Source organism: Promicromonospora noduliphila, assembly GCF_056951025.1.
In genome coordinates, this window is the sequence record NZ_CM167806.1 from 587,772 (window position 1) to 608,890 (window position 21,119).

At 72.3% G+C, this 21,119-nt stretch carries 18 protein-coding genes; 12 read left to right on the forward strand and 6 right to left on the reverse strand.

Annotated features, from left to right (window positions below):
- From AC0QU1_RS02510 to AC0QU1_RS02520, 3 genes are all read right to left on the reverse strand, one after another.
- On the reverse strand, positions 1-2,262 hold the full coding sequence (locus tag AC0QU1_RS02510; RefSeq protein WP_483574084.1) for a pectate lyase-like domain-containing protein: 2,262 nt from the start codon (positions 2,260-2,262) through the stop codon (positions 1-3).
- On the reverse strand, positions 2,259-3,668 hold the full coding sequence (locus AC0QU1_RS02515; RefSeq protein WP_483574085.1) for a DUF1996 domain-containing protein: 1,410 nt from the start codon (positions 3,666-3,668) through the stop codon (positions 2,259-2,261). Before AC0QU1_RS02515 ends, AC0QU1_RS02510 begins: the two co-directional genes overlap by 4 nt.
- 66 nt (positions 3,669-3,734) lie before the next feature.
- Complete coding sequence (locus AC0QU1_RS02520) at positions 3,735-5,978, reverse strand: discoidin domain-containing protein (RefSeq protein ID WP_483574086.1); 2,244 nt, start codon at positions 5,976-5,978, stop codon at positions 3,735-3,737.
- 311 nt (positions 5,979-6,289) lie between these two features.
- On the opposite strand from AC0QU1_RS02520, the gene AC0QU1_RS02525 reads away from it, so the two are divergent.
- The 4 genes from AC0QU1_RS02525 to AC0QU1_RS02540 all read left to right on the forward strand — a co-directional run bounded on the left by AC0QU1_RS02525 (position 6,290) and on the right by AC0QU1_RS02540 (position 11,112).
- Positions 6,290-7,336 carry a LacI family DNA-binding transcriptional regulator gene (locus AC0QU1_RS02525; RefSeq protein WP_483574087.1) on the forward strand — a complete coding sequence of 349 codons (1,047 nt, stop codon included), beginning with the start codon at positions 6,290-6,292 and terminating at the stop codon, positions 7,334-7,336.
- Between the two features lie 207 nt (positions 7,337-7,543).
- Positions 7,544-8,461, forward strand: coding sequence for a glycoside hydrolase family 19 protein (locus AC0QU1_RS02530; RefSeq protein ID WP_483574088.1), 918 nt, complete (start codon positions 7,544-7,546; stop codon positions 8,459-8,461).
- A gap of 148 nt (positions 8,462-8,609) precedes the next feature.
- Positions 8,610-9,665 carry an aldo/keto reductase gene (locus tag AC0QU1_RS02535; protein WP_483574089.1) on the forward strand — a complete coding sequence of 352 codons (1,056 nt, stop codon included), beginning with the start codon at positions 8,610-8,612 and terminating at the stop codon, positions 9,663-9,665.
- Between the two features lie 211 nt (positions 9,666-9,876).
- Positions 9,877-11,112 carry an NAD(P)/FAD-dependent oxidoreductase gene (locus AC0QU1_RS02540; RefSeq protein WP_483574090.1) on the forward strand — a complete coding sequence of 412 codons (1,236 nt, stop codon included), beginning with the start codon at positions 9,877-9,879 and terminating at the stop codon, positions 11,110-11,112.
- A gap of 117 nt (positions 11,113-11,229) precedes the next feature.
- Here the strand turns inward: AC0QU1_RS02540 and AC0QU1_RS02545 are convergent, their stop codons facing one another.
- Complete coding sequence (locus tag AC0QU1_RS02545; RefSeq protein ID WP_483574091.1) at positions 11,230-11,982, reverse strand: TetR/AcrR family transcriptional regulator; 753 nt, start codon at positions 11,980-11,982, stop codon at positions 11,230-11,232.
- A 106-nt stretch (positions 11,983-12,088) separates the two neighbouring features.
- On the opposite strand from AC0QU1_RS02545, the gene AC0QU1_RS02550 reads away from it, so the two are divergent.
- From AC0QU1_RS02550 to AC0QU1_RS02570, 5 genes are read left to right on the forward strand one after another with little or no spacing between them, the layout of a single operon-like run.
- Complete coding sequence (locus AC0QU1_RS02550) at positions 12,089-12,574, forward strand: nitroreductase family deazaflavin-dependent oxidoreductase (protein ID WP_483574092.1); 486 nt, start codon at positions 12,089-12,091, stop codon at positions 12,572-12,574.
- Between the two features lie 4 nt (positions 12,575-12,578).
- A complete protein-coding gene (locus AC0QU1_RS02555) occupies positions 12,579-13,550 on the forward strand; it encodes an NAD(P)-dependent alcohol dehydrogenase (protein ID WP_483574093.1) in 972 nt (323 codons plus the stop codon).
- A gap of 35 nt (positions 13,551-13,585) precedes the next feature.
- The gene (locus AC0QU1_RS02560; RefSeq protein WP_483574094.1) at positions 13,586-14,254 is read left to right on the forward strand and encodes a ThuA domain-containing protein; all 669 of its coding nucleotides are present in this window, start codon (positions 13,586-13,588) and stop codon (positions 14,252-14,254) included.
- A 56-nt stretch (positions 14,255-14,310) separates the two neighbouring features.
- Positions 14,311-14,544 (forward strand): ribbon-helix-helix domain-containing protein, encoded by a 234-nt coding sequence (locus tag AC0QU1_RS02565; RefSeq protein WP_483574095.1) that lies wholly within the window; start codon positions 14,311-14,313, stop codon positions 14,542-14,544.
- Positions 14,531-14,881 carry a type II toxin-antitoxin system PemK/MazF family toxin gene (locus AC0QU1_RS02570; RefSeq protein ID WP_483574096.1) on the forward strand — a complete coding sequence of 117 codons (351 nt, stop codon included), beginning with the start codon at positions 14,531-14,533 and terminating at the stop codon, positions 14,879-14,881. Before AC0QU1_RS02565 ends, AC0QU1_RS02570 begins: the two co-directional genes overlap by 14 nt.
- Positions 14,882-15,079: 198 nt before the next feature.
- On the opposite strand, the gene AC0QU1_RS02575 is transcribed toward AC0QU1_RS02570, so the two are convergent.
- Positions 15,080-15,559, reverse strand: a complete 480-nt coding sequence (locus tag AC0QU1_RS02575; RefSeq protein WP_483576618.1) for a tRNA (cytidine(34)-2'-O)-methyltransferase — start codon at positions 15,557-15,559, stop codon at positions 15,080-15,082.
- A gap of 245 nt (positions 15,560-15,804) precedes the next feature.
- Between AC0QU1_RS02575 and AC0QU1_RS02580 the strand changes: the two genes are divergently transcribed.
- Entirely contained in the window at positions 15,805-16,278 is a 474-nt protein-coding gene (locus AC0QU1_RS02580; RefSeq protein WP_483574097.1) for a hypothetical protein, read from the forward strand.
- 204 nt (positions 16,279-16,482) lie between these two features.
- Here the strand turns inward: AC0QU1_RS02580 and AC0QU1_RS02585 are convergent, their stop codons facing one another.
- The gene (locus AC0QU1_RS02585) at positions 16,483-18,417 is read right to left on the reverse strand and encodes a phosphoenolpyruvate carboxykinase (GTP) (RefSeq protein WP_483574098.1); all 1,935 of its coding nucleotides are present in this window, start codon (positions 18,415-18,417) and stop codon (positions 16,483-16,485) included.
- Between the two features lie 198 nt (positions 18,418-18,615).
- On the opposite strand from AC0QU1_RS02585, the gene AC0QU1_RS02590 reads away from it, so the two are divergent.
- Together AC0QU1_RS02590 and AC0QU1_RS02595 are read left to right on the forward strand one after the other, a co-directional pair.
- Complete coding sequence (locus tag AC0QU1_RS02590; RefSeq protein WP_483574099.1) at positions 18,616-20,160, forward strand: helix-turn-helix domain-containing protein; 1,545 nt, start codon at positions 18,616-18,618, stop codon at positions 20,158-20,160.
- A gap of 225 nt (positions 20,161-20,385) precedes the next feature.
- Positions 20,386-21,114, forward strand: coding sequence for a hypothetical protein (locus AC0QU1_RS02595; RefSeq protein ID WP_483574100.1), 729 nt, complete (start codon positions 20,386-20,388; stop codon positions 21,112-21,114).
- Positions 21,115-21,119: the final 5 nt, after the last annotated feature.

Sequence of the window (21,119 nt, forward strand, 5' to 3'; positions counted from 1 at the left end):
CTACGGGTAGCTCACCACCTTGGCCGGGATGGTCTCCGTCCCGGCGGCGCGCGGGCCTACACCGTTGATGACGTGCTCGTACGTGCCCACCCCGCCCAGCGACACCGTGAGCAGCGAGTGCATCCGCACCTCCGGCGTCCGGGGCACCTCGAAGCCGTTGTCGGAGGTGATCGACGCGTCCGAGGTGAACACACAGTACGAGCCCAGCCCCCACGCCTCGTGCTGCGTCACGTGGTCGGCCACCTTGTACGCCGCCCAGCCCCGGACGCCGTCGTGGTTCCAAGCCGCCTGGTTGGGCGGGTCGTACGGCAGCTCGTTCTGGTAGAAGACCGTGCGGCCGCGCTCCCCGTTCCACAGGGTGTTGTACTCCTGGTAGTGCTCGACGAAGAGGCCGTACCCGTCCACGTCGTCGCCGTTGACCACCAGGCCGTTGCGTGCGGTGTTCACGGTCCAGCCCACGCCGTCGCCGTGGTCGGCGCGCCACGACCAGATGTGGTCCACGATCGTGTCGTCCGCGTTCACCACGATCGCCTGGTCCACCCGGCCCACGTGCGCCCCGCCGACCCGCACGAACACGTCGTGCAGCGAGATCGGGTCGTCGGCGTGGTCCGCCGTCGACCCGGCCGTGCCCACCGTGAGCATGGACGGCGACTCGGCACCACCGGCGTCGAACAGCACACCCGCCACGCGGACGCCGTCCACGTCGCCCACCTGCATCGCCGTCTGTCCGGCAGTGGGCACGATGGTGGCGTACCCCAGCCCGAGCACGACCGTTCCCGCGCGGTCCACCTCCACCGTCTGGTCCAGCTCGTAGATCCCGGGCGTGAGCAGCAGGTGCAGGCCCTGGTCCAGGGCCTGGTTGATCCGCGCCGCGGAGTCGCCCGGCCGGGCCACGTAGAACCGGTCGAGCGGGATCGAGGTGCCGGACGTCGTCCCGCCGTCCCAGGTCGCGCCCCGCGTCCCCGACCGGGTCGAGGGCACGAACACCGCGTAGTCCTCCCCGTCGAGGTAGAGATAGGGCTTCTCCCGGATCATGCCCGTGGTGTCCAGGGTGGTCACGGCGGGTTCGGGGAACGACGTCGGCGGCGCGTTCTCGACGCCGGAGAACACCATGTTCCACAGCGTCCCGGCCCAGCCGCCTCTCAGGTCGGTGTCGCGGGTGTACCACTGCTGCTGGGTCCAGGCGCGGACCTGCCCGTCGACCACCGAGTCGGCGATGTAGCCGCCCGACGCCCAGCCGTACCGCGACGAGTGCAGCATGAGGTTGCCCCTGACGTGCACCCGCCGCATCGGCGCGGCCTGGGAGACCGCCCATCGCATGTCCCCGCCCGACGGCGTCACGGCCAGGTTCTCGACCGACCGCCAGAAGTTCTGCGTGGCGTTCCCCTCGAACCACTCGGCGTCGGCCCAGACGCCGCCGGTGATGTTCACGTCGTCCGGCCTCGTCCCCAGGCCGGAGATCGCGGTGTGGAAACCGGCGTTGACGTGCACAGGGTAGGTGCCCGGCTCGAACAGGAACTGGTGCCGCCCGTCGCCGAACTGGTCGGCCTCCTGCTGGTCGTAGACCGCGTCGACGGCGGCCTGCACCTGGCTCGCGGAGGTGCCCGGGCCGAACACGTGCACGTTCGGCCCGAGGTCGCCGCCGCCCGGGATCGGGTCGCCGGGGTCGCCGCCGCCGGTCTCGCCGGTGAGCACGCGCAGCTCCCAGAGCGAGTAGCCGTAGCCGGTGCCTCGCTCGGTGCCCGTGACCCGCACGTAGCGGCCAGCCCCGGCGACGTCGAAGCCCTGCGCGCCGCCGGTCCCGTCGGTGACCGTTCTCAGGGTGCGCCAGGTGACGCCGTCGTCGGACGCCTCGATGCGGAAGTCCCTGCCGTACGCGGTCTCCCAGACCAGCTCGACGCGGCACAGGTCCTGCACCGAGCCGAGGTCCACCCGGATCCACTGCGGGTCGCTGAACTCGCTGGCCCAGCGCGTGCCGAGGTCGCCGTCCACGGCCGAGGCCGCGACGAACGGCCCTTCCGTGGACGACGCCGTGGCCGGCCTCCCGAGCGCGGCGTTCGTGGTGCAGGCGGCCGCCGCGGCGGATTGCGCCCCGTCGGCACGGGCCGACGTCGAGGCGGTCGCGGAACCCGCCGCCGACGCCGTCAGACCCGCCGCCGTCGAACCCGAGCCCGATGCCGGGGCCGCGACCACCGTCAGCGGGGCGGCCACGCAGGCCGCGACTGCGGCGACGGCCAGCCAGCCCCGCCGTCGGCCACTCACGAAGCCACCTCCTCGCGTGCTGCGGCCGGCTCCGGCACGAGCTGGTAGTTCTCGTCGAGCACGGTGCCTCGGTGCGGCTTGTACAGGTCGTAGCCGCGCGGGTTGCACTGGAGGCCGCCGTTGATGCAGTGCTCCACGAGCCGGCGCAGCACCTCGGGGTCCCAGGCGTTCACGAAGTCGTAGTGCCACGACTGGTCGGACCCGCTGACGAGCGCGACGTCCGACATGTCGCCGCTGACGGGCCAGGCGATCTTGAACTCCAGCATCGGCACCGCGACCGGGTGGCTCATGGGGCACTGGCCCGCGACCGGGTACGCCATGTGCGAGCCGTGGCCCATGTGGGCGGACTCCTCCGGCGTCAGGTGCATCCCGTCCCAGCAGCTCGGGGCCTGGTACCGGATGTTGAGCTGGGTGCCCTCGGGGCAGTGGGCCGGGATCTCCCAGCTCTTGGAGATGTCGCCGCACTCCCAGCCCTCGACGGCGCCCGGGGCGGTACGGAACTCGTCGACCGTCGCCATCATGTCGCCGGCCACGAACTGGAGCCCGGCCGGGAACGGCACCACGTCGCGGTAGTCCTCGATGCCCGACTTGTAGTAGACGGTCAGCGGGATGTTCGGCTCGACCGGCACGCCGGCCTTCGTGATGGCCGGGAACCAGTACGCCGACCGGTCCTGCGGCACCGTGCACGTGCTCTCCGGGTTGGCGAGCAGGCTGGCGGGCGTGGTGAAGGCGTCCGTCGAGCGGTTGCCGATGAACGTGTGCAGGTGCGACCGGCCCGGCTGGTTGGGGTACACGATCGAGTCGTCAGGCAGGAAGTGCGAGAACGTGCAGTTCGCCTGGAACTCGTGGTGGGTCACCTCGTCACCGGGGAACGGCGGCGGGTCGTCGGGGTCGCCCGGCTCGCCGTCGCCGAACACCTGGAACTCGAACAGGGAGTAGCCGTAGCCGGTGCCCCGGGCGGTGCCGACGAGCTGGACGTAGCGTCCGGTCGCGGTGACGGGGTACACCTCCGTGCCGCCGTTGCCGGCGGACTCGGTAGCCACGGTGGTCCAGTTCTGGGCGTCCGACGAGACCTGGAGCGTGAACGCCGCGCCGTACGCGGCCTCCCACTCCAGGGCGATGTGGTCCAGGGCGTACGACCGGCCCAGGTCGATCCGGATCCACTCGTTGTCCGTGGGCGTGCTGGCCCAGCGGGTGCCGCGGTCGCCGTCGACCGCGAACCGCGGGCCGAGGCCGGCGGACTCCGAGCTGGACGCCGCCGTGAGCGCGCCCTGGGAGAGGAGCGTGTTCGGCTCGGCGGCGGCGCTGAGTGTGCCGATCGCGCCGCTCGCGGTCAGGGTCGAGGCGAGCAGTGCCGTGGCGAGTGCGCCCGCGAGGGCGCGGGGTGTGCGGAGTGCTGTGCGCATGGTTCCTCCTTCGCTGCTGGTGCTTCACTGCTGTGGCGTCGCGGGCGCGACGTCACCAACGACGGCTCACCGCCGGTAGACGCCGAACTCGTAGAGGGAGTAGCCCCACTCCGTACCGCGCTCGGTGAGGTTCAGCCGCACGTAGCGGCCGGAGCCGGAGACGTCGAGGCTGTCGACCCCGCCGTTGCCGCCCGTGACGGTCCGGACCGTGGTCCAGGAGGCGCCGTCGTTCGAGGTCTGCACCTGGTACGACCGGCCGTAGGCGGTCTCCCAGACGAGCTGGAGGTGGTCGAACGACTGCACGGAGCCCAGGTCGACCTGGTACCAGGCGGTCGGGCCCCACTCGCTGGCCCAGCGGGTCGTGACGTCGCCGTCGACGGCGCGGCCGGGCGTCCAGTCGCCGTTCCACGGGTCGAAGCTCGACGCCGTCGCGGTCTTGCCCCGCGCGATGTTCGTGCCCTCGACCTGCGGCGCGACGACGCGGAACGACCGGGTCTCGACGCCCACGTTCCCGCGGCCGTCCTCGGCGAACACGTAGACCTTCCAGACGCCGAGCATCTCGGGCGCCGTGACCCGGAAGGTGCCCGGTGCCGTCTGCGTGAACTGCGCCTGCGCGAGCCCGCCCGCGTTGTTGACGTACTTGCTGTTCAGCATGACGTTGGCGTCGACGGGGTCGCCGTCCGGGTCGCTCATGGTGACATCGACCGTGAACTGCTCGCCGGCCTCGACCGCCGTCGAACCCGGCACGTTCATCGCGGTGATGCGCGGCGGGGTGTTCATCCGGGAGGTGTCCACGCCCCAGGCCCGCGCGATCGAGTAGTAGCCGAGACGCTTGTTGTCCCCGGGGATCACGTTGAACCACACGCCGCCGAAGTCGCCCTCGATGCCGTAGTGGAAGAACGTGGCGCCCAGGGCGACGCCGTCGTGCTCGCGCAGGCACCGCCACGAGTCGACGTACGCCTGCTCCTTCTCCAGGTCGGTCGGCTCCTCGGGCACGCCGTTGACGTCGTCCGGTACCTCCCACTCGCCGGCCGCGCCGCCCTCGGTGATGAGGTACGGCCGGTCGTAGCCGCCGGCCCGCCACGCCGCGGGGACGTTGCACAGGTCGCCGTACGCGTTGACGGAGAGCAGGTCCAGGTCGGGCGCGTTCCGCTCGATGTACGGCCAGGCGCCCACCCAGGCATCGGTGCTGGTGGTCGGGTGGTTCGGGTCGGCCTGGTGGACGGCGACGCTCACCTCGTTCACGAAGGCCGCGTAGGCGTTGCGGATCGCCTCCAGCTCCGCGCCCGAGTAGCAGTTCTGCAGGCCGAGGAGCGACTCGTTGCCGATGTTCCACATGAGCACGCCGGGGTGGTTCTTGTAGGCCTCGACCTGGCTGAGTATGTCGGCCTTGGTGGTCGCCTTGTAGTTCGTGTCGGTGCGGTAGTCGATGCAGCCGCCCGAGCCGGGACCGCCGCCCGGCAGGAGCCAGAAGCCCATCACCACGCGGACGTCGTGCGCGGCGGCCGAGTCGAGAAGCTGGCGGGTGTCCGCCCCGGTGCCCCAGGTGCGGATGGTGTTGGCGCCCATCGCCGTGAGGGTCGGCATGTAGTGGTTGGCCGTGCTGAACGCCGGGCCCCACGTGAAGCCGCGCACGGTGTACGGCTGGCCGTCGACCCGCAGGTCCCAGTCGCCGTTGCCGCCCACCACCTCGACGTCGCTCGGTCCGGAGTCCCGTACGGGGACGTTCGGGTGGCCCGGGTTCACGTAGCTCGGGTCGCCGGGGTCGCCGGGGTCCGAGCCGCCGGCCTCGCCGAAGACGCGCAGCTCCCACAGCGAGTTGCCGTAGCCGCCCGAGCGCGCGGTGGACAGCAGCCGCGCGTAGCGGGCGGTCCCGTCGACGGCGAAGGTGTCGGTGCCGCCGTCGCCCGAGCTGGTCGAGTACACGGTGGACCACGAGGACGCATCGGCCGAGACCTGGAACTGGTACGCGGTCGAGTACGCGGCCTCCCAGAGCAGCTCCACGTGGTCGAGGTCGGCGGACCGGCCCAGGTCGACCTGGATCCACTGGGGGTCGCTGAACTCGCTGGCCCAGCGGGTGGTGAGGTTGCCGTCGACGGCGGCGCGTGCCGGTGTGTAGTCAGGGTTCTCCTCGGAGGAGGCCGTGGCCGGCCGCCCCTGGGACAGCAGGACCGGTTCGGCCTGGGCCGAGCCCGCCGGCACGACGAGCGCCGCCGCGGCCAGCAGGCCGGTCGCCAGGGCGGCGGCCCCCGCGCGCCGGCGTCGCCTTGGCCTGGGGGTCCGCGCGCCGGACGATCTGGTGCTGAGCATGGTGGTCTTCCTCTCCGTCCGCTCGTCGGCCGGGTGCGGTGGCCGGTAGCGCGGTTCGTCGTTGAGCCTGCTTCGCGGCGCATCGGTGCGTCGCCGGTTGGGAGAGCGCTCTTACGCGGCCCATCCTTGACCCGCCGTCGGCGGGCCGTCAAGGGTTGGTCGGTCGCTTCTCTCTGACGTTTTGCTGCTCATCGATCGCTTTTGAGCGCTGAAGGCACCTCTTCTGCCCGACGGCGGAACCGCGCGAAGGGGCCGCATGTCACCCGGCCGAGGTCCGTGAGAGAGCGCTCTTACTCTGTTACCGTCGGCAGATGGCCAAGGATCTGCGGCGTGCGGCGCCGACCCTGGAGGACGTGGCGAAGGTCGCCGGCGTCTCGCGCGCGACCGTGTCCCGCGTGATCAACGGCAAGAACAAGGTCGCGCCCGCGGTGCAGGAGGTCGTGCTCGAGGCGGTGGCCGAGACCGGCTACGTCCCCAACCGGGCCGCCCGGTCGCTGGTCACCCGCCAGACCGGCACGGTCGCCGTCGTCATCTCGGGCGCCGACGCCGACCCCGACAGCGAGCTCGACCTGTCCGGCGTGTTCTCCGACCCGTTCTTCGGGCGGGTGGTCGGCTCCCTCGTGCGCACGCTCCGCCCGCACGACGTGCACCCCGTGCTGATGTTCGCCGACAACGACCAGACCAGGGGCCAGGTGGTCTCCTACCTGCGGTTCGGCAACGCCGACGGCGCCCTGCTGGTGTCCACCTACGCCGACGACCCGCTGCCCGAGGAGCTGCTGGGCACCGGCCGCCCGATCGTGCTCTTCGCCCGGCCGGGCCACGCGATCCCGGCGAGCTACGTGGACCTCGCCAACGCCGACGGCGCCCGCCTGGCCGCGAACCACCTGCTCGACCGGGGCTGCCGCAAGCTCGGCGTGATCTCGGGGCCGGTCGACGTGCCGGCCGCCCGGGACCGGCTCGACGGCTTCCGCGACGCCGCGGCGCGGCGCGGGCACGCCTTCGTCCCGAGCGCCGAGGGATCCTTCACCTTCGAGAGCGGCGAGACCGCGATGACCGAGCTCCTTGCCGCGGCCCCCGACCTCGACGGGGTCTTCGTCTCGAACGACCTCATGGCCCAGGGCGCCATCCACGTGCTGCAGACGCACGGCCGGCGCGTGCCCGACGACGTCGCGATCGTCGGGTTCGACGACAGCCCCGTGGCGGCGCAGACCCGCCCCCGGCTCACGACCGTGCGCCAGCCGGTGGAGAAGATGGCCGAGGAGATGGCGCGAATGCTGCTGGACCAGATCGACGCCGACGAGCCGGCCGTGCGGTCGGCGATCTTCGAGCCCGCGCTGGTGGTCCGCGACTCGGCGTGAGCGGCGGTGAAGGTCCGCTCCGAGAACGCGATCCGGCATGGTCGGGGCGCCGTTTCCATGCCCGATCGCGTTCTCGAAGCGGACCTTGCGTACGGGGCGTTCGTGTGGGAATCACTCATGCCCGCGGCCGCGGCATCTTGCTAGGTTCCTGAACAAATCGGTCGTCGATGTCGACGACGGCCCAGGACCCGAAGCGAGGTGGTTCCCGTGAGATCTCGTCGCGCACCGTTCCTAGTCGCAGCTCTCGTCGCCGTGATCCTGACGGCCGGGGCGGCCGTCGTCCCCGGCCTGGCGGCCCAGGCCGCCGTCGCGGACTGCAGCGCGCCCGCCTGGAACAGCAGCTCCGTCTACGTCGGCGGCAACGTGGTCACCCACAACGGCGCCGCGTGGCGGGCCAAGTGGTGGACCCAGGGCGAGACGCCGGGCACCACCGGCCAGTGGGGTGTCTGGGAGCAGGTCCAGACCTGTGGCGGTGGCGGCGACCCGACCGACCCGCCCGGCAGCGAGGCGTTCCCCGTGAGCGAGGCCCAGTTCAACCAGTTCTTCCCGAACCGGAACTCGTTCTACACCTACTCGGGTCTCATCAACGCGCTGAGCGCGTACCCGGGCTTCGCCAACACCGGCAGCGAGACCGTGCAGAAGCGCGAGGCCGCAGCGTTCCTCGCCAACGTCTCGCACGAGACCGGCGGCCTGGTCCACATCGTGGAGCAGAACACCGCGAACTACCCGCACTACTGCGACACGACCCAGCCGTACGGCTGCCCGGCGGGCCACGACCAGTACTACGGCCGCGGCCCCATCCAGCTGAGCTGGAACTTCAACTACAAGGCGGCGGGTGACGCGCTCGGCATCGACCTGCTGAACAACCCGCGCCTCGTGCAGACGGACTCGGCCATCTCCTGGAAGACCGCGCTCTGGTACTGGAACACCCAGAGCGGGCCGGGCACGATGACGGCGCACGCCGCGATCGTCAACGAGGTCGGGTTCGGCGAGACCATCCGCAGCATCAACGGCAGCATCGAGTGCAACGGCGGAAACCCGGGCCAGGTGGAGAGCCGGGTCAACAACTACCTCCGCTTCACGAGCGCCCTCGGCGTCGACCCGGGCGGCAACCTGCGCTGCTGACCTCCGCGAAGTGCGCTTCTACCCAGCGATTGCGCCCGAAATCCCCGTACGTTTCGGGCACAATCGCTGGGTAGAAGCGCACTTTCCGATCCCGCGGCCGCGAGCTGCATGGTCGATCGGCCGGATCCGCCCGTGCCACGATGAGCGCATGCCTCTCGCACCGCGGTACCTCGCCGCCGCCGACCGCTACGACACGATGACCTACCGCCGCACCGGGCGTTCCGGCCTCGACCTGCCCGTGCTCTCGCTGGGCCTGTGGCACAACTTCGGCGGCACCGACTCGTTCGAGACGCAGCGCACCGTGCTGCGCCGCGCGTTCGACCTGGGCGTGACGCACTTCGACCTGGCGAACAACTACGGCCCGCCGTACGGGTCGGCCGAGGAGAACTTCGGCCGCCACCTCGCGGCCGACCTGAGGCCCTACCGCGACGAGCTGATCCTCTCCACGAAGGCCGGCTACGACATGTGGCCGGGGCCGTACGGGGACCACGGGTCGCGCAAGTACCTGCTGGCCAGCCTCGATCAGTCCCTCGCTCGCATGGGGCTCGACTACGTCGACGTCTTCTACCACCACCGCCCGGACCCCGCCACGCCGCTGGAGGAGACCATGGGCGCGCTCGCCTCGGCGGTCCAGCGGGGCAAGGCGCTGTACGTGGGCGTCTCCAACTACTCGCCGGCGCGGACGCGCGAGGCCGCGCGCATCCTCGACGACCTCGGCGTCCCGCTGCTCATCCACCAGCCGTCCTACTCGATGTTCAACCGGCACGTCGAGGACCCCGCCCACGAGGACGTGTACGACGGCAGGCAGAGCGAGTCCCTGCTCGACGTCGTCGAGGAGCTGGGGGTCGGGACCATCGTGTTCTCCCCGCTCCAGCAGGGCCTGCTGACCAGCAGGTACCTCGGCGGCGCCGCGCCGGAGGGCTCCCGGGCCGCGCGCCCCGACTCGCCCTTCCTGTCCGACCGGGCGCTCACCGAGGACTACCTGGGCCGGGCCAAGGCGCTCGACGAGATCGCCGCCGGCCGCGGTCAGACCCTCGCGCAGCTCGCCCTCGCCTGGGTCCTGCGGGACGCGCGCGTGACGTCGGCGCTGATCGGTGCGTCGTCGGTGGCGCAGCTCGAGGACAACGTCGCGGCGCTCGCCGCGGGACCGCTCACCGAGGAGGAGGTGGCGGCGATCGAGCCGCTCGCACGGCCGCTCGGCTGAGCGGGGCCGACGGCGGACGGCGTCGAACAGCCGGGCGGGGCCGACGCCGGACCGCCCGGCCCGGCGTCGAGCAGCCCAATCCACACCGCGCGTTCCACCGCACTTCACGGAGTTGTCGCGCTGAATCGATCCGCCGGGCGGACGATGATCTCGTCCGCCGCTCGACGGGGAGGGGTACTGAGAAGTACTGCACTCGGAGGGGAGCACGAACATGCCAGAGACGAAGTCCGCGATCGTGGTCGGGGCCGGCATGGTCGGCCTCGCGACCGCCTGGCACCTGCAGGAACGTGGCGTGGAGGTGACGGTCCTCGACCGCGACGGCGTCGCCGCCGGATCGTCGTGGGGCAACGCGGGCTGGCTCACCCCCGGCATGGCCATGCCCCTGGCCGACCCGTCGCTCTGGGCCTACGGCCCCAAGGCGCTGCTCGACCCCGGCGCGGCCCTCAGCGTCCCCTTCCGGTTCGACAGCGCGCTGTGGGGCTTCGTCGCCCGGTTCATGGCGCACGCGACGCCGGGCGCGTGGCGGCGCGCGATGGCGGCCCTCACCCCGATCGACCGGCTCGCGCTCGAGGCCTACGACGAGCTGGAGGCCGGCGGCGTGCACGCGACGTCGTACCCCAGCCACTGGGTGGTCGGGTTCGAGAACGAGCGCGAGTCACGCCCGTTCGTGCACGAGATCCGCGGCGTGATCAGGGCGGGCCAGGACGTCCCGCTGTCCAGGCTGCCCGACGGCGTCCGCGTGCCGCACCTCTCCCCGGCGGTGCGGTCCGTGTGGATGCTGGAGGGGCAGCGGTTCATCGAGCCGGGCCCGTACGTGGAGGCGCTCGCGACGTCGGTCAGCGCTCGCGGCGCGAAGGTGCTCACCGATGCGCGGGTCACGGACATCCAGCCGGTGCCGGGCGGCGCGGAGGTCACCGTCCGCGACCACTCCCTCATGCGGACCGACGCCGTGGTGATCGCGACCGGCGCGTGGCTCCCGGACCTGGCGCGGCGGTTCGGCGTCCGGACCCGGGTCCAGGCCGGGCGGGGCTACTCGTTCAGCGCGCCCGTGACCGGCCCGCCGATCGACCACCCCGTCTACTTCCCCGCCCGGCGCGTGGCCTGCACGCCGTACCAGGGGCGGCTGCGGGTCGCCGGGACCATGGAGTTCCGCGGTCCGGACGAGCCACTCCAGCCGAGCCGCATCCGGGCCATCGTGAACTCGGTGCGCGGGCTCTTCGAGGGCGTCGACCTGGACTCGCGCGAGGACGAGTGGGTGGGCTCGCGCCCCGTGACGCCGGACGGGCTGCCGCTGGTGGGCCGGACCACCGCACCCGGCGTCTACGTGGCCGGCGGCCACGGCATGTGGGGCATGGTGCTCGGCCCGGCGACGGGGCGGGCGCTCGCGGCGCAGATCACGACGGGCCAGACGCCGGCCGAGATCCGGCCGTTCGACCCGCTGCGCTGATCCTGTCCGGTCGGACCTCGCCGGAGCCGACCTCGCCCGAGCCGACCCCGCCCGAGCCGACCCCGCCCGAGCCGACCCCGCCCGAGCCGACCCCGCCCGGCCCCGGCACCGGCAGGGTCAGCGCGCCTCGCGCTCGGCCAGCCGCTCCAGCCCGTCCAGGACGAGGTCGAGCCCGAACTCGAACTCGGTCTGGTCGTCGCACCAGCCCAGCGTGCTGTCGGGTCCTTCGTGGGCGACCTCGGCCAGCATCTCCACGATGTGCGGCACCTCGGCGGCCATCTGCTCCAGCATCTCCGTGGCGGCGTCGTCGGCGCCCTCCATCGCGGCGCCGCCGGGTGCGGAGCCGGCGGTCGCCCCGTCGGGCTCGAAGAGCTCCTGCGAGAACCCGAACGCCCGGCTGCCCAGGGCGTGCATGGCGTGGTGGATCAGGTCGTAGGAGAAGCCGCCGCGGCGCATCAGCCCCAGCAGCGAGTCGCAGTACCGGATGATGTGCAGGTTGAAGGACGTCCGGGACTCCAGGACGGTGGTGGCCCAGGGATGCCGCAGCAGCACGCCCCGCGCCGTCAGGATCTGTCGGCGCATGGCGGGCTTCCACGCGGACGGCGGCGCGTCGTCGGCCAGCGGTTCCAGCCGGCCGACGGCGTCCTGGATCTCCGCCGCCACGACGTCCACCACGCCGTCGAGCAGGTCCTCCTTGTTGGCGACGTGGTGGTAGAGCGACATGGCCTCGATGCCCAGCTCGCGGGCCAGGCTGCGCATGGTGAGCGCGCCCAGGCCCTCCCGGTCGGCCAGGGCGACCGCAGAATCCAGGACGCGGGCGCGCGTCAGGGCGCCGCGTGTCGTCGTGCGTGTCGTCTGGGGTGAAGTCATGGTCCAGCGATCCTACGTCGGCGAAACCCTTGACGGGCGGTGCGCCCGGACCTACCTTACGACGTAAGGCTTACGCTGTAAGCCTGGACGGGGAAGGAGGGACGTCATGTGGGGCTGGATCCTCTGGACGGTCGTCGGGCTGGTGGCGCTGGGCGTCGTCGCGCTCCTGGCGCTCGTGCTGGTCATGCGGACCAAGAACCAGCGAGGGCTCACCGCGATCCGCAGGTTCACCCGGTGGGCCAGCCGGCGGGCGGGCGAGCCGGGCGGGGACGCGACATACGTGCGGCACGTCGGGCGCAGGTCGGGCACGCCGTACACGACGCGCATCGACGTGTACCCGATGGACGACGGCTTCCTCGCCTTCCTCCCGTACGGCACGGGCACCGACTGGGTGCGCAACGTGCGCGCGGCCGGCGCGGCGGAGCTGGTGGTCCGCGGGGACGCGCATCAGGTCGTTGCCCCGCAGGTCGTCGGGCCGGACGAGGCGTGGCCGTACCTGTCCGCGGGGGACCGCTGGGTCGCGCGCGTCTTCGGCGTCACCGACTTCCTCGTGCTGCGGCGTGCGGCGGTCGCCTCGGACGGCGGCCGGTGAGGGCATGAGGGCTGTGGTCCACGACCGGTACGGGCCGGTCGACGTCCTGCGGATCGCGACGGTCGAGCCGCCTGTCCCGAGGCCCGGCGAGGTGGTGGTCCGGGTCCGGGCGGCGTCGCTGAACATGGCGGACCTCGACCACCTGCTGGGCCGCCCGCGGATCGCCCGCCTGGCCATGGGTCTGGCCCGGCCGACGAACGGCGGGGTAGGCCTCGACGTCGCGGGGACCGTCGAGTCCGTCGGGCCGGACGTGACGGGGCTGCGGCCGGGCGACCGCGTGTGGGCCGACCTGTTCGACCACGGGCACGGATCGCTCGCCGACCGGGTGTGCGCCCCGGCGTCGGCCCTGTTTCCACTCCCCGGCGGCATCTCGTTCGAGGACGCCGCGACCGCGCCCCACTCGGGTGCGCTCGCCGTGCAGGGGCTGCGCGCCACCGGACCGATCCGGCCCGGCGAACGGGTGCTGATCAACGGCGCGGGCGGCTGCGTGGGGCCGTTCGCGGTGCAGATCGCGCGGGCGCGGGGCGGGGTGGTCACCGCCGTCGACCACGGCGACAAGCTCGACTTCCTCCGCGAGCTGGGCGCTGACGAGGTGGTGGACTACACCCGCGAGGACATCACGCGCGGCGGACGCCGGTTCGACGTCGTGCTCGACATCGCCGACACCCGGTCCGTGTTCGCGTTCCAGCGGTGCCTGGCCCGGGGCGGCCGGTACTCGCTGGTCGCGCGGCGGCTCAGCTCGCTCGCGGAGAAGGCGCTGCTCGGTCCGGTGGTCGGCGGGCTGACCGGGACCCGGATCGGCACGTTCTCCTGGCGGCCGAACAAGCGGGCCGACCTCGACGAGCTGGCGGGGCTGCTGCTCTCCGGCGCGGTGCGTCCGCGGATCGACCGGCGCTACGGGCTCGACGACGCCGTCGAGGGGTTCCGGCGGCTGGAGTCGGGAGCGGCGCGGGGCAAGGTGCTGGTGGTGCCGTAGGCAGAGGCCATCCGGCGTCGTGGCAGGATCGCCGTATGACGCAGCGCCGCATCCTCGTCCTCTCCGGCCGCGGACGCTACGAGGACCCCTGGCACGACCACGCAGCGACGTCGCACGCGGTGGCCGACATCCTCGGTGACCTGGCCGCCGTCGAGGTGCGGGGGACCTTCCGCGACGCGCTGGACGACCTGGACTCCGCGGACCTCCTGGTGGTCAACGGCGGCTCGGGCCGCAAGGACGCGGGTTTCGACGGTTCCGACGACGACTGGGCCGGCTTCCACGCCCGGCTGGCGGGCTGGGCGCGGGCCGGGGGCGCCATGCTCGGCCTGCACCAGGCGGCGAACACGTTCTCCGACGCGCCCGACTGGCCCGCCGTGCTCGGCGGGCGGTGGGTACCGGGCGAGTCGATGCACCCGCCGATCGGCACGGCGCGCTTCGAGCTGGCCCCGAGGCACCCGGTCACGGACGGCCTCGCCGACGTCGAGGCCTTCGACGAGCGGTACTGCCGCCTCCGGGTGGCCCCGGGCACCCGGATCCTCGGCACCACCCTGGACGACGACGGCGCGCCGCACCCCGTCCTGTGGGTCAACGACGCGCACGGCGGCCGCAGCGTGTACTCGGCCCTCGGCCACGACGTGCGCTCGTTCGCCTCGGCGGGGCACCAGGAGCTCCTGCGCCGGGCGGCGTCCTGGCTACTGTTGTAAGCGCCGTGAGTACTACCTCTGGCGGAGCTCATGAGACCAGGGGTAGTATCAAGGGTATGAAGGTGAGTGTGAGTATTCCGGAGCAGGATCTACGGTTCCTGGACGACTATGTGGTGGACAAGGGGCTCGGCTCGCGGTCCGCCGGAGTCCACGAAGCGATCGGTGCGCTTCGACAGATGGCGCTCACGCTGGAGGCCGAACAGGCGATCGCAGAGTGGTACGACTCGGGCGAGGCCGAGGTGTGGGACGTGACTGTGGCTGACGGGTTGGAGTCCGATGTACCGCGGTGAGATCTGGTACGCCGACCTCGACCCCGTGCGCGGTTCCGAGGCAAACAAGGTCCGGCCGGTGGTGATCGTGTCGAACGACGCGTACAACGCGGCGGCGCGGCGACTCGGGCGTGGGGTGCTGACGATCGTGCCACTGACGAGCAACGTCAAACGGGTGCACTCGTTCCAGACACTGGTCTCGAAGCGTGGCTCAGGGCTCTCTGTTGACTCCAAAGCGCAGGCGGAGCAGGTGCGTGCCGTTGATATGGCCCGTCTGGTCAATCGTGTCGGAAAACTGTCCACAGAGGAGTCCGCGGCGCTCGACGACGCTCTGTTGGTGCACCTCGGGATCTCCTGATCCACAGGTCGCTTGACCTCAACCAGCGTTGAGGTTGTTGGCTGGGCCGCATGGAGATCATCAGCGTCGGCACGATGACCGTTCGGTGCTGGAAGTCATCGCGCGCCGTGATCTCGCCCAGCCGCTGAGTGCCGGGCACGCGCCGGGTGCGAAGGCCTCAAGCCCGCACGCGTCCGGCACTCAGCTTATCCAGCCGCGTCACGTCCCGTCGGCGAACCCCGCCTGGCGCCATACCTCGTAGACCGCTATCGACGCCGCGTTCGTCAGGTTGAGCGACCGGCGTCCCGGGAGCATCGGGATGCGGAGCTCGTCGGTGACGCGCGGGTGGCCGAGGGCCTCGGGCGGCAGGCCGGTGGGCTCGGGACCGAACAGCAGCACGTCGCCCGGGCGGTACTCGACGTCGGTGTAGCGGGTGGTCGCGCGCGTGGTGAAAGCGAAGACCCGCGCGTCGGGCAGGGCGTCGAGCGCCACGTCGAGCGACGGGTGCACGTCCATGACGGCGAGGTCGTGGTAGTCGAGGCCCGCACGCTTCAGCTTGGCCTCCGAGAGGTCGAAGCCGAGCGGCTCCACGAGATGCAGCCGTGCGCCGGTCACGGCGGCGAGCCGGATCGCGGACCCGGTGTTGCCGGGGATGCGGGGTTCGAAGTACACGACGTGGGCGAGGGGCGGCTCGGGCAGCGCGGGAGCGTCAGCGGGGTGCGGCACGGGTTCATTCTCGCTGCCCGACGGCGGTGCGGCGGAGTCGGCGGGCGTCACGGTCCGATCCTCTCAGCCCGGGATCGCGCGGTCCGCACCGAAGTCCCCGGTGATCGGTCGGACGCCACGCGACCACCCCGCCGTCGTTCACCGGGAGGGGTCCCGGTCGGCGTCGCTACGGTGGGCGCGCGTGCCAGAGGCACGCGTGTCGATCGAAGGAGACGGACATGATCACTGCACTTCGGGGGCCCTGGGGCAAGCGGACCATGGCGCTGGTGGCCGCGCTCTCCCTTGCGCTGCCCGTCACCGCCGCCGTGCCCGCGGCGGCAGCACCGGCGCTGCCGGCGGTCCAGGCGGCGCCGACGGCGGCCGCGGCGGGGATCGGCTGCGGCGACCGCATCGCGCACAAGGGCATCCACGCCGGTGACCGCCGGGTCGCCTGGCTGGACGTCTACTACAACCGCAGCACCGGCGCCAAGTGCGCGGTGACGGTGCACACCGGCCCGAGCTGGGGCGTGGTGGCCAACACGGCGGTCCGCCTGCGGGGCGGCGGCGTCAGCGTCGGCGCGGGCGCCACGGTGGCCTACCGGACCAACCGCGTGGTGATCAGCAACGCCGACGGCGTGTGCGTCGCCGGGCAGGGTGGCATCTACTGGCGCGGCGCCTGGCGGACGACCACCGTCCGGGGCCTCTGCGGCTGATCGGGCCTGTGCTGCAACCTTTCGAGACCGAGGTTTCTTCGCTTTGAACCTGCTCAAAGCGAAGAAACCAAGGTCTCGAAGGGATGAGGCCCAAGAGGATCCCCGGCCGGGATGCCTCAATAACCCGGCCGGGGAGTGTGGTTCGGACGGCCGACGGCGCGACGGGCAGCCACCCGGAAGAGCCGCGCCGTCGACCGCCCGAAGTCAGTGGGCCAGCCGCTCCTTGAGCGCGTCGAGCTGGGCGTACAGCGCGGCCGGCGTGTGGTCACCGAACCGGGCGAAGAACTCCTCGGTCAGCTCGGCCTCGGCCAGCCACGGCTCGGTGGGGATGTCGAAGAGGGCCGCCAGGTCGTCGTCGGACACCTCGATGCCGGCCAGGTTCAGCGTGCCCGGCGCGGGCAGCAGGCCGACGGGGGAGGCGACGGCGGCGTCGTCGGACCGCAGGCCGCGGCCCGCCTCGACCTGGCCGACTATCCACTCGATGACGCGCGAGTTCTCGCCGAACCCCGGCCACAGGAAGCGGCCGTCATCGCCCTTGCGGAACCAGTTGACCTGGAAGATCCGCGGGCGCTTCGACTCCTCGATGCCGGCGCCCACCTTCAGCCAGTGCGCCCAGTGGTCGGCCATGTTGTAGCCGCAGAACGGGAGCATCGCGAAGGGGTCGCGGCGCAGCTCGCCGAGCGCGCCCTCGGCGGCGGCCGTGCGCTCCGACGAGATGGTGGCGCCCATGAACACGCCGTGCTCCCAGCCGAACGACTGGGCCACGAGCGGCACGTTGGTGGCGCGGCGGCCGCCGAACACGATCGCGTCGACCGGCACACCGGCCGGGTCCTCCCAGGTGTCCGCGATGGTGGGGCACTGAGCAGCGGACACCGTGAAGCGGGAGTTGGGGTGCGCCGCAGGGGTCTCGGAGGCGGGCGTCCAGTCGTTGCCCTGCCAGTCGGTCAGGTGCGCCGGCGCCTCGGGCGTGAGGCCCTCCCACCAGACGTCGCCGTCGTCGGTCAGAGCGACGTTGGTGAAGATGGTGTCGCGCTCGAAGGTCGCGACGGCGGTCGGGTTGGTGTCGATGCCGGTACCCGGCGCGACGCCGAAGAAGCCGGCCTCCGGGTTGATCGCGCGCAGCGTGCCGTCGGGGCCGGGGCGCATCCAGACGATGTCGTCGCCCAGGGTCTCGACCTTCCAGCCCGGGATGGTGGGCTGCAGCATCGCGAGGTTCGTCTTGCCGCACGCGCTCGGGAACGCGGCGGCCAGGTGGTACTGGCGCTGCTCGGGCGACGTGATGCGGATCAGCAGCATGTGCTCGGCGAGCCAGCCCTCGTCGCGCGCCATCGCCGAGGCGATCCGCAGCGCGAAGCACTTCTTGCCCAGCAGGGCGTTGCCGCCGTACCCGGAGCCGTACGACCAGATCTCGCGGGTCTCCGGGAACTGGACGATGTACTTGGTGTCGTTGCACGGCCAGGCGACGTCGGCCGCGCCGTCGGCCAGCGGGGCGCCCACCGAGTGGACGGCGGGGACCCACTGCTGCCCGGCGTCGATGAGGTCGACGACGGCGGCGGACACGCGTGTCATGACGTGCATCGACACCACGACGTACGGCGAGTCGGTGAGCTCGATGCCCACCTGCGAGATCGGGCCGCCCACCGGCCCCATGGAGAACGGCACCACGTACATGGTGCGGCCCTTCATCGAACCCTCGAAGACGCCCTCCAGCTCGGCGCGCATCTCGGCGGGGGGCACCCAGTTGTTGGTGGGGCCGGCGTCCTCCTCCTGCTCCGAGCAGATGAAGGTGCGCGACTCGACGCGGGCGACGTCGGCCGGGTTGGAGCGGGCCAGGTAGGAGCCGGGCCGCTTCTCCTGGTTCAGCTCGAGCAGGGTGCCGGCGGCCAGCATCCGGTCGATGAGGCCCTGCTTCTCCTCGGCGGAGCCGTCGCACCAGACGATGTCGTCGGGCTGGGTCAGCTCGGCGATGCTCGCGACCCAGGCCCGCACGTCCTGCTGCCCGACGCGCGGTACGGCGTGCGCGGTCGCCTCCGGGTGCGCGGTCGCCTCCGGTGCGGTGGCGGAGCCCTGGTCGGTGGCCGCGTCGGAGACGAGCTCGGCGACGAGCCTGGTTCGGCGGGGGTTCGCGAGGACGGACATGTGCGCTCCGATCGTCAGACAGCTGGCCGAGGTGGCGGGCTTGCTTCCACTCTCATGTGCGGATCGCCGCGAATTCCAGTCCTTGGCCTGTCAAGAATCGCTGATCTTCACGTAGTGTGAAGGAGCGGGTTCTTGTCGGCCCGTCCCGGGTGTCTCCCGGGTGACCGGGGCCATCACCCCGACCGGACGGAGGGCGACATGCCGAACCCGGGCAAGGCGAAGCGCCAGTCCGCGCGACGTTCCGGTTCCGCCGCGACGTTTCACGGGGATCCGGGCGAGCCGGGCGGCGAGACCGACCTCATCACCCTGGGGCGCCGCATCCGGCACCTGCGCACGGCGCAGGGGCTCACGCTGGACGCGCTCGGTGAGAAGGTGGGCTCGGCCCCGAGTCTGCTGTCCCTCGTGGAGAACGGACGGCGTGAGCCGCGCCTCGGGCTCCTCCGGTCGATCGCTGAGGCGCTCGGCGTGCCGATGGGCGAGCTGCTCAGCGCCGAGCCGCCGTCGCGCCGCGCGGCCCTGGAGATCGCGCTCGACCGGGCGCAGCGCGGACCGCTGTTCACCACCCTCGGCGTGCCCACCGTCAAGCCCAGCCAGAAGCTGCCGATCCCCGTGCTCGAACAGCTCGTGGGCCTGCACGAGGAGCTGGCGCGGCGCGAGCAGCTCGCCATCGCGACGCCGGAGGAGGCGCGGCGGGCGAACACCGAGCTGCGGCTGGAGCGCGAGGCGCGCGACAACCACTACCCGCAGTTCGAGGCGGTGGCGGAGCAGATGGTCAAGGCCGCCGGGTACACGGGCGGGGCCCTGACGCACCGCACGGTGGCGCGGATGGCGGAGCAGATGGGCTTCACCCTGCTGCACGTGGACGACCTGCCCCGCTCCGCCCGCTCGGTGACCGACCTGCACAACGGCCGCATCTACCTACCCCCGGCGTCCACCCCGGGCGGGCACGGGCTGCGGTCGCTGGCGCTGCAGGCGCTCGCGCACCGCGTGCTGGAGCACGACCGGCCGCGCTCCTACGGCGAGTTCCTGCGCCAGCGCGTCGAGATCACCTACTTCGCCGCCGCCTGCCTCGCGCCCCAGTTCGTGGCGGTGCCGTTCCTGGAGGCCCGTAAGCGCGACCGCGACCTGGCGGTCGAGGACTTCCGCGACGCCTTCGGCATCACGCACGAGGCCGCTGCGATGCGGCTCACCAACCTCGCCACGCACCACCTCGGCATCCCGCTGCACTTCCTGCGCGTGGGGGCCGACGGCGCGCTGTTCCGGGGCTACGCCAACGACGGCCTGCCGTTCCCGCAGGACGTGACCGGCGCCATCGAGGGGCAGCTCATCTGCCGGCGGTGGGCCGCGCGCGAGGCGTTCGAGCGGCGCGACCGGGCCACCGAGTTCTACCAGTACACCGACACCCCGGCCGGGACGTTCTGGTGCTCCACCCAGACGGGGTCCATGTCGCCGGTCGGCGGGCCGGACGGCGGCACAGGGGCGTTCTCGATCACGGTCGGCGTGCCGTACGCGCACGCCAAGTGGTTCCGCGGGCGGGACACGCAGGTGCGGCGCGCCTCGACGTGCCCGGACCCGGCGTGCTGCCAGCGTCCGGCACCGGAGCTCGCCGAGCGCTGGGCGGGTGAGGCCTGGCCGTCCGGGCGCATGCACCAGCAGATCCTCGCGGCCCTGCCGCGCGGCGCGTTCCCCGGCGTGGACGACGCGGAGGTGTACGCGTTCCTGGACAAGCACGCTCCGGAGTGACGGGCGCCGTGTCGGGGTGTACGGGGTGCCGAGGCGCGGCCCGCTGCGGTGGGCCCTCACTCCGGGGGCCCGCTGCGCCGGGCCACGCGCACCCTGGCCGACGGCGCCGTGTCGACCGTACGGGCTACCCGGCTGACCGGGTAGGTCCGACGTATGCCGAGACATCTGACAACGGTGTAATTTTCGCCGAGTCGTTTGCGCGGCGCCGGGTTAGCGTAGGCAACCGTGGCATCGAACCTGGCTTGCATCGGACTGGACGTCTGGCGACGTAGCGACTTTCGCGACCTGGTGGCGGCCGCCCGCTCGGAGGCGGAGACGATCGCCAAGGACGGCGAGGTCGGCGTGCACATCTGGACCGACGCCTCCGGCGCGCGCCTGATCATCACCACGGAGGGCGACCTGGTGCGCGTGGTCACGCCCACGTTCCACGCGGCGCCTGGCGCCATCCTCTCCGAGCCGCAGGCGGTCGACGGCGGGCTCGTGCTCGCCGAGCTCGTGAACCAGCAGGACGAGGTCATCACCGAGATCGCCTGCCAGCTCGAGGAGCTGGCCCTGCTCGGCTCGGCGCCGCCGCCGGTCGAGGGCCCGGCGTCCGTCGTCGTGCTGGGCAACTCCGCTCAGGTGGTCGGGCGCGTCGACGGCGTCGGGTGGGCCGACGGCGTCGGGCGCATCGACGGTGGCGGGCGGGCCGACGGCGTCGTGCCCGACCTGGTCTTCGAGCCCACCGGGGCGTATGCGGCCTCGACCGATGCGCTCGCACGCCTGACCGGCATCGTGCTGGCGGTCGAGCACCGCGCCGTCGCCCGCACGGGCCAGGCCTTCACCGCCGCGCGCGTGCAGACCGACGGCTTCCAGGTCACGCTCTGCGTCCCGGCGGGAGCCCCGCCGCTCGCGGCCGGCGACGTCGTCGAGGTGGACGGGTACGTGGTCGCGTCGGTGCCGGCGCTGCGCTGAGCCGG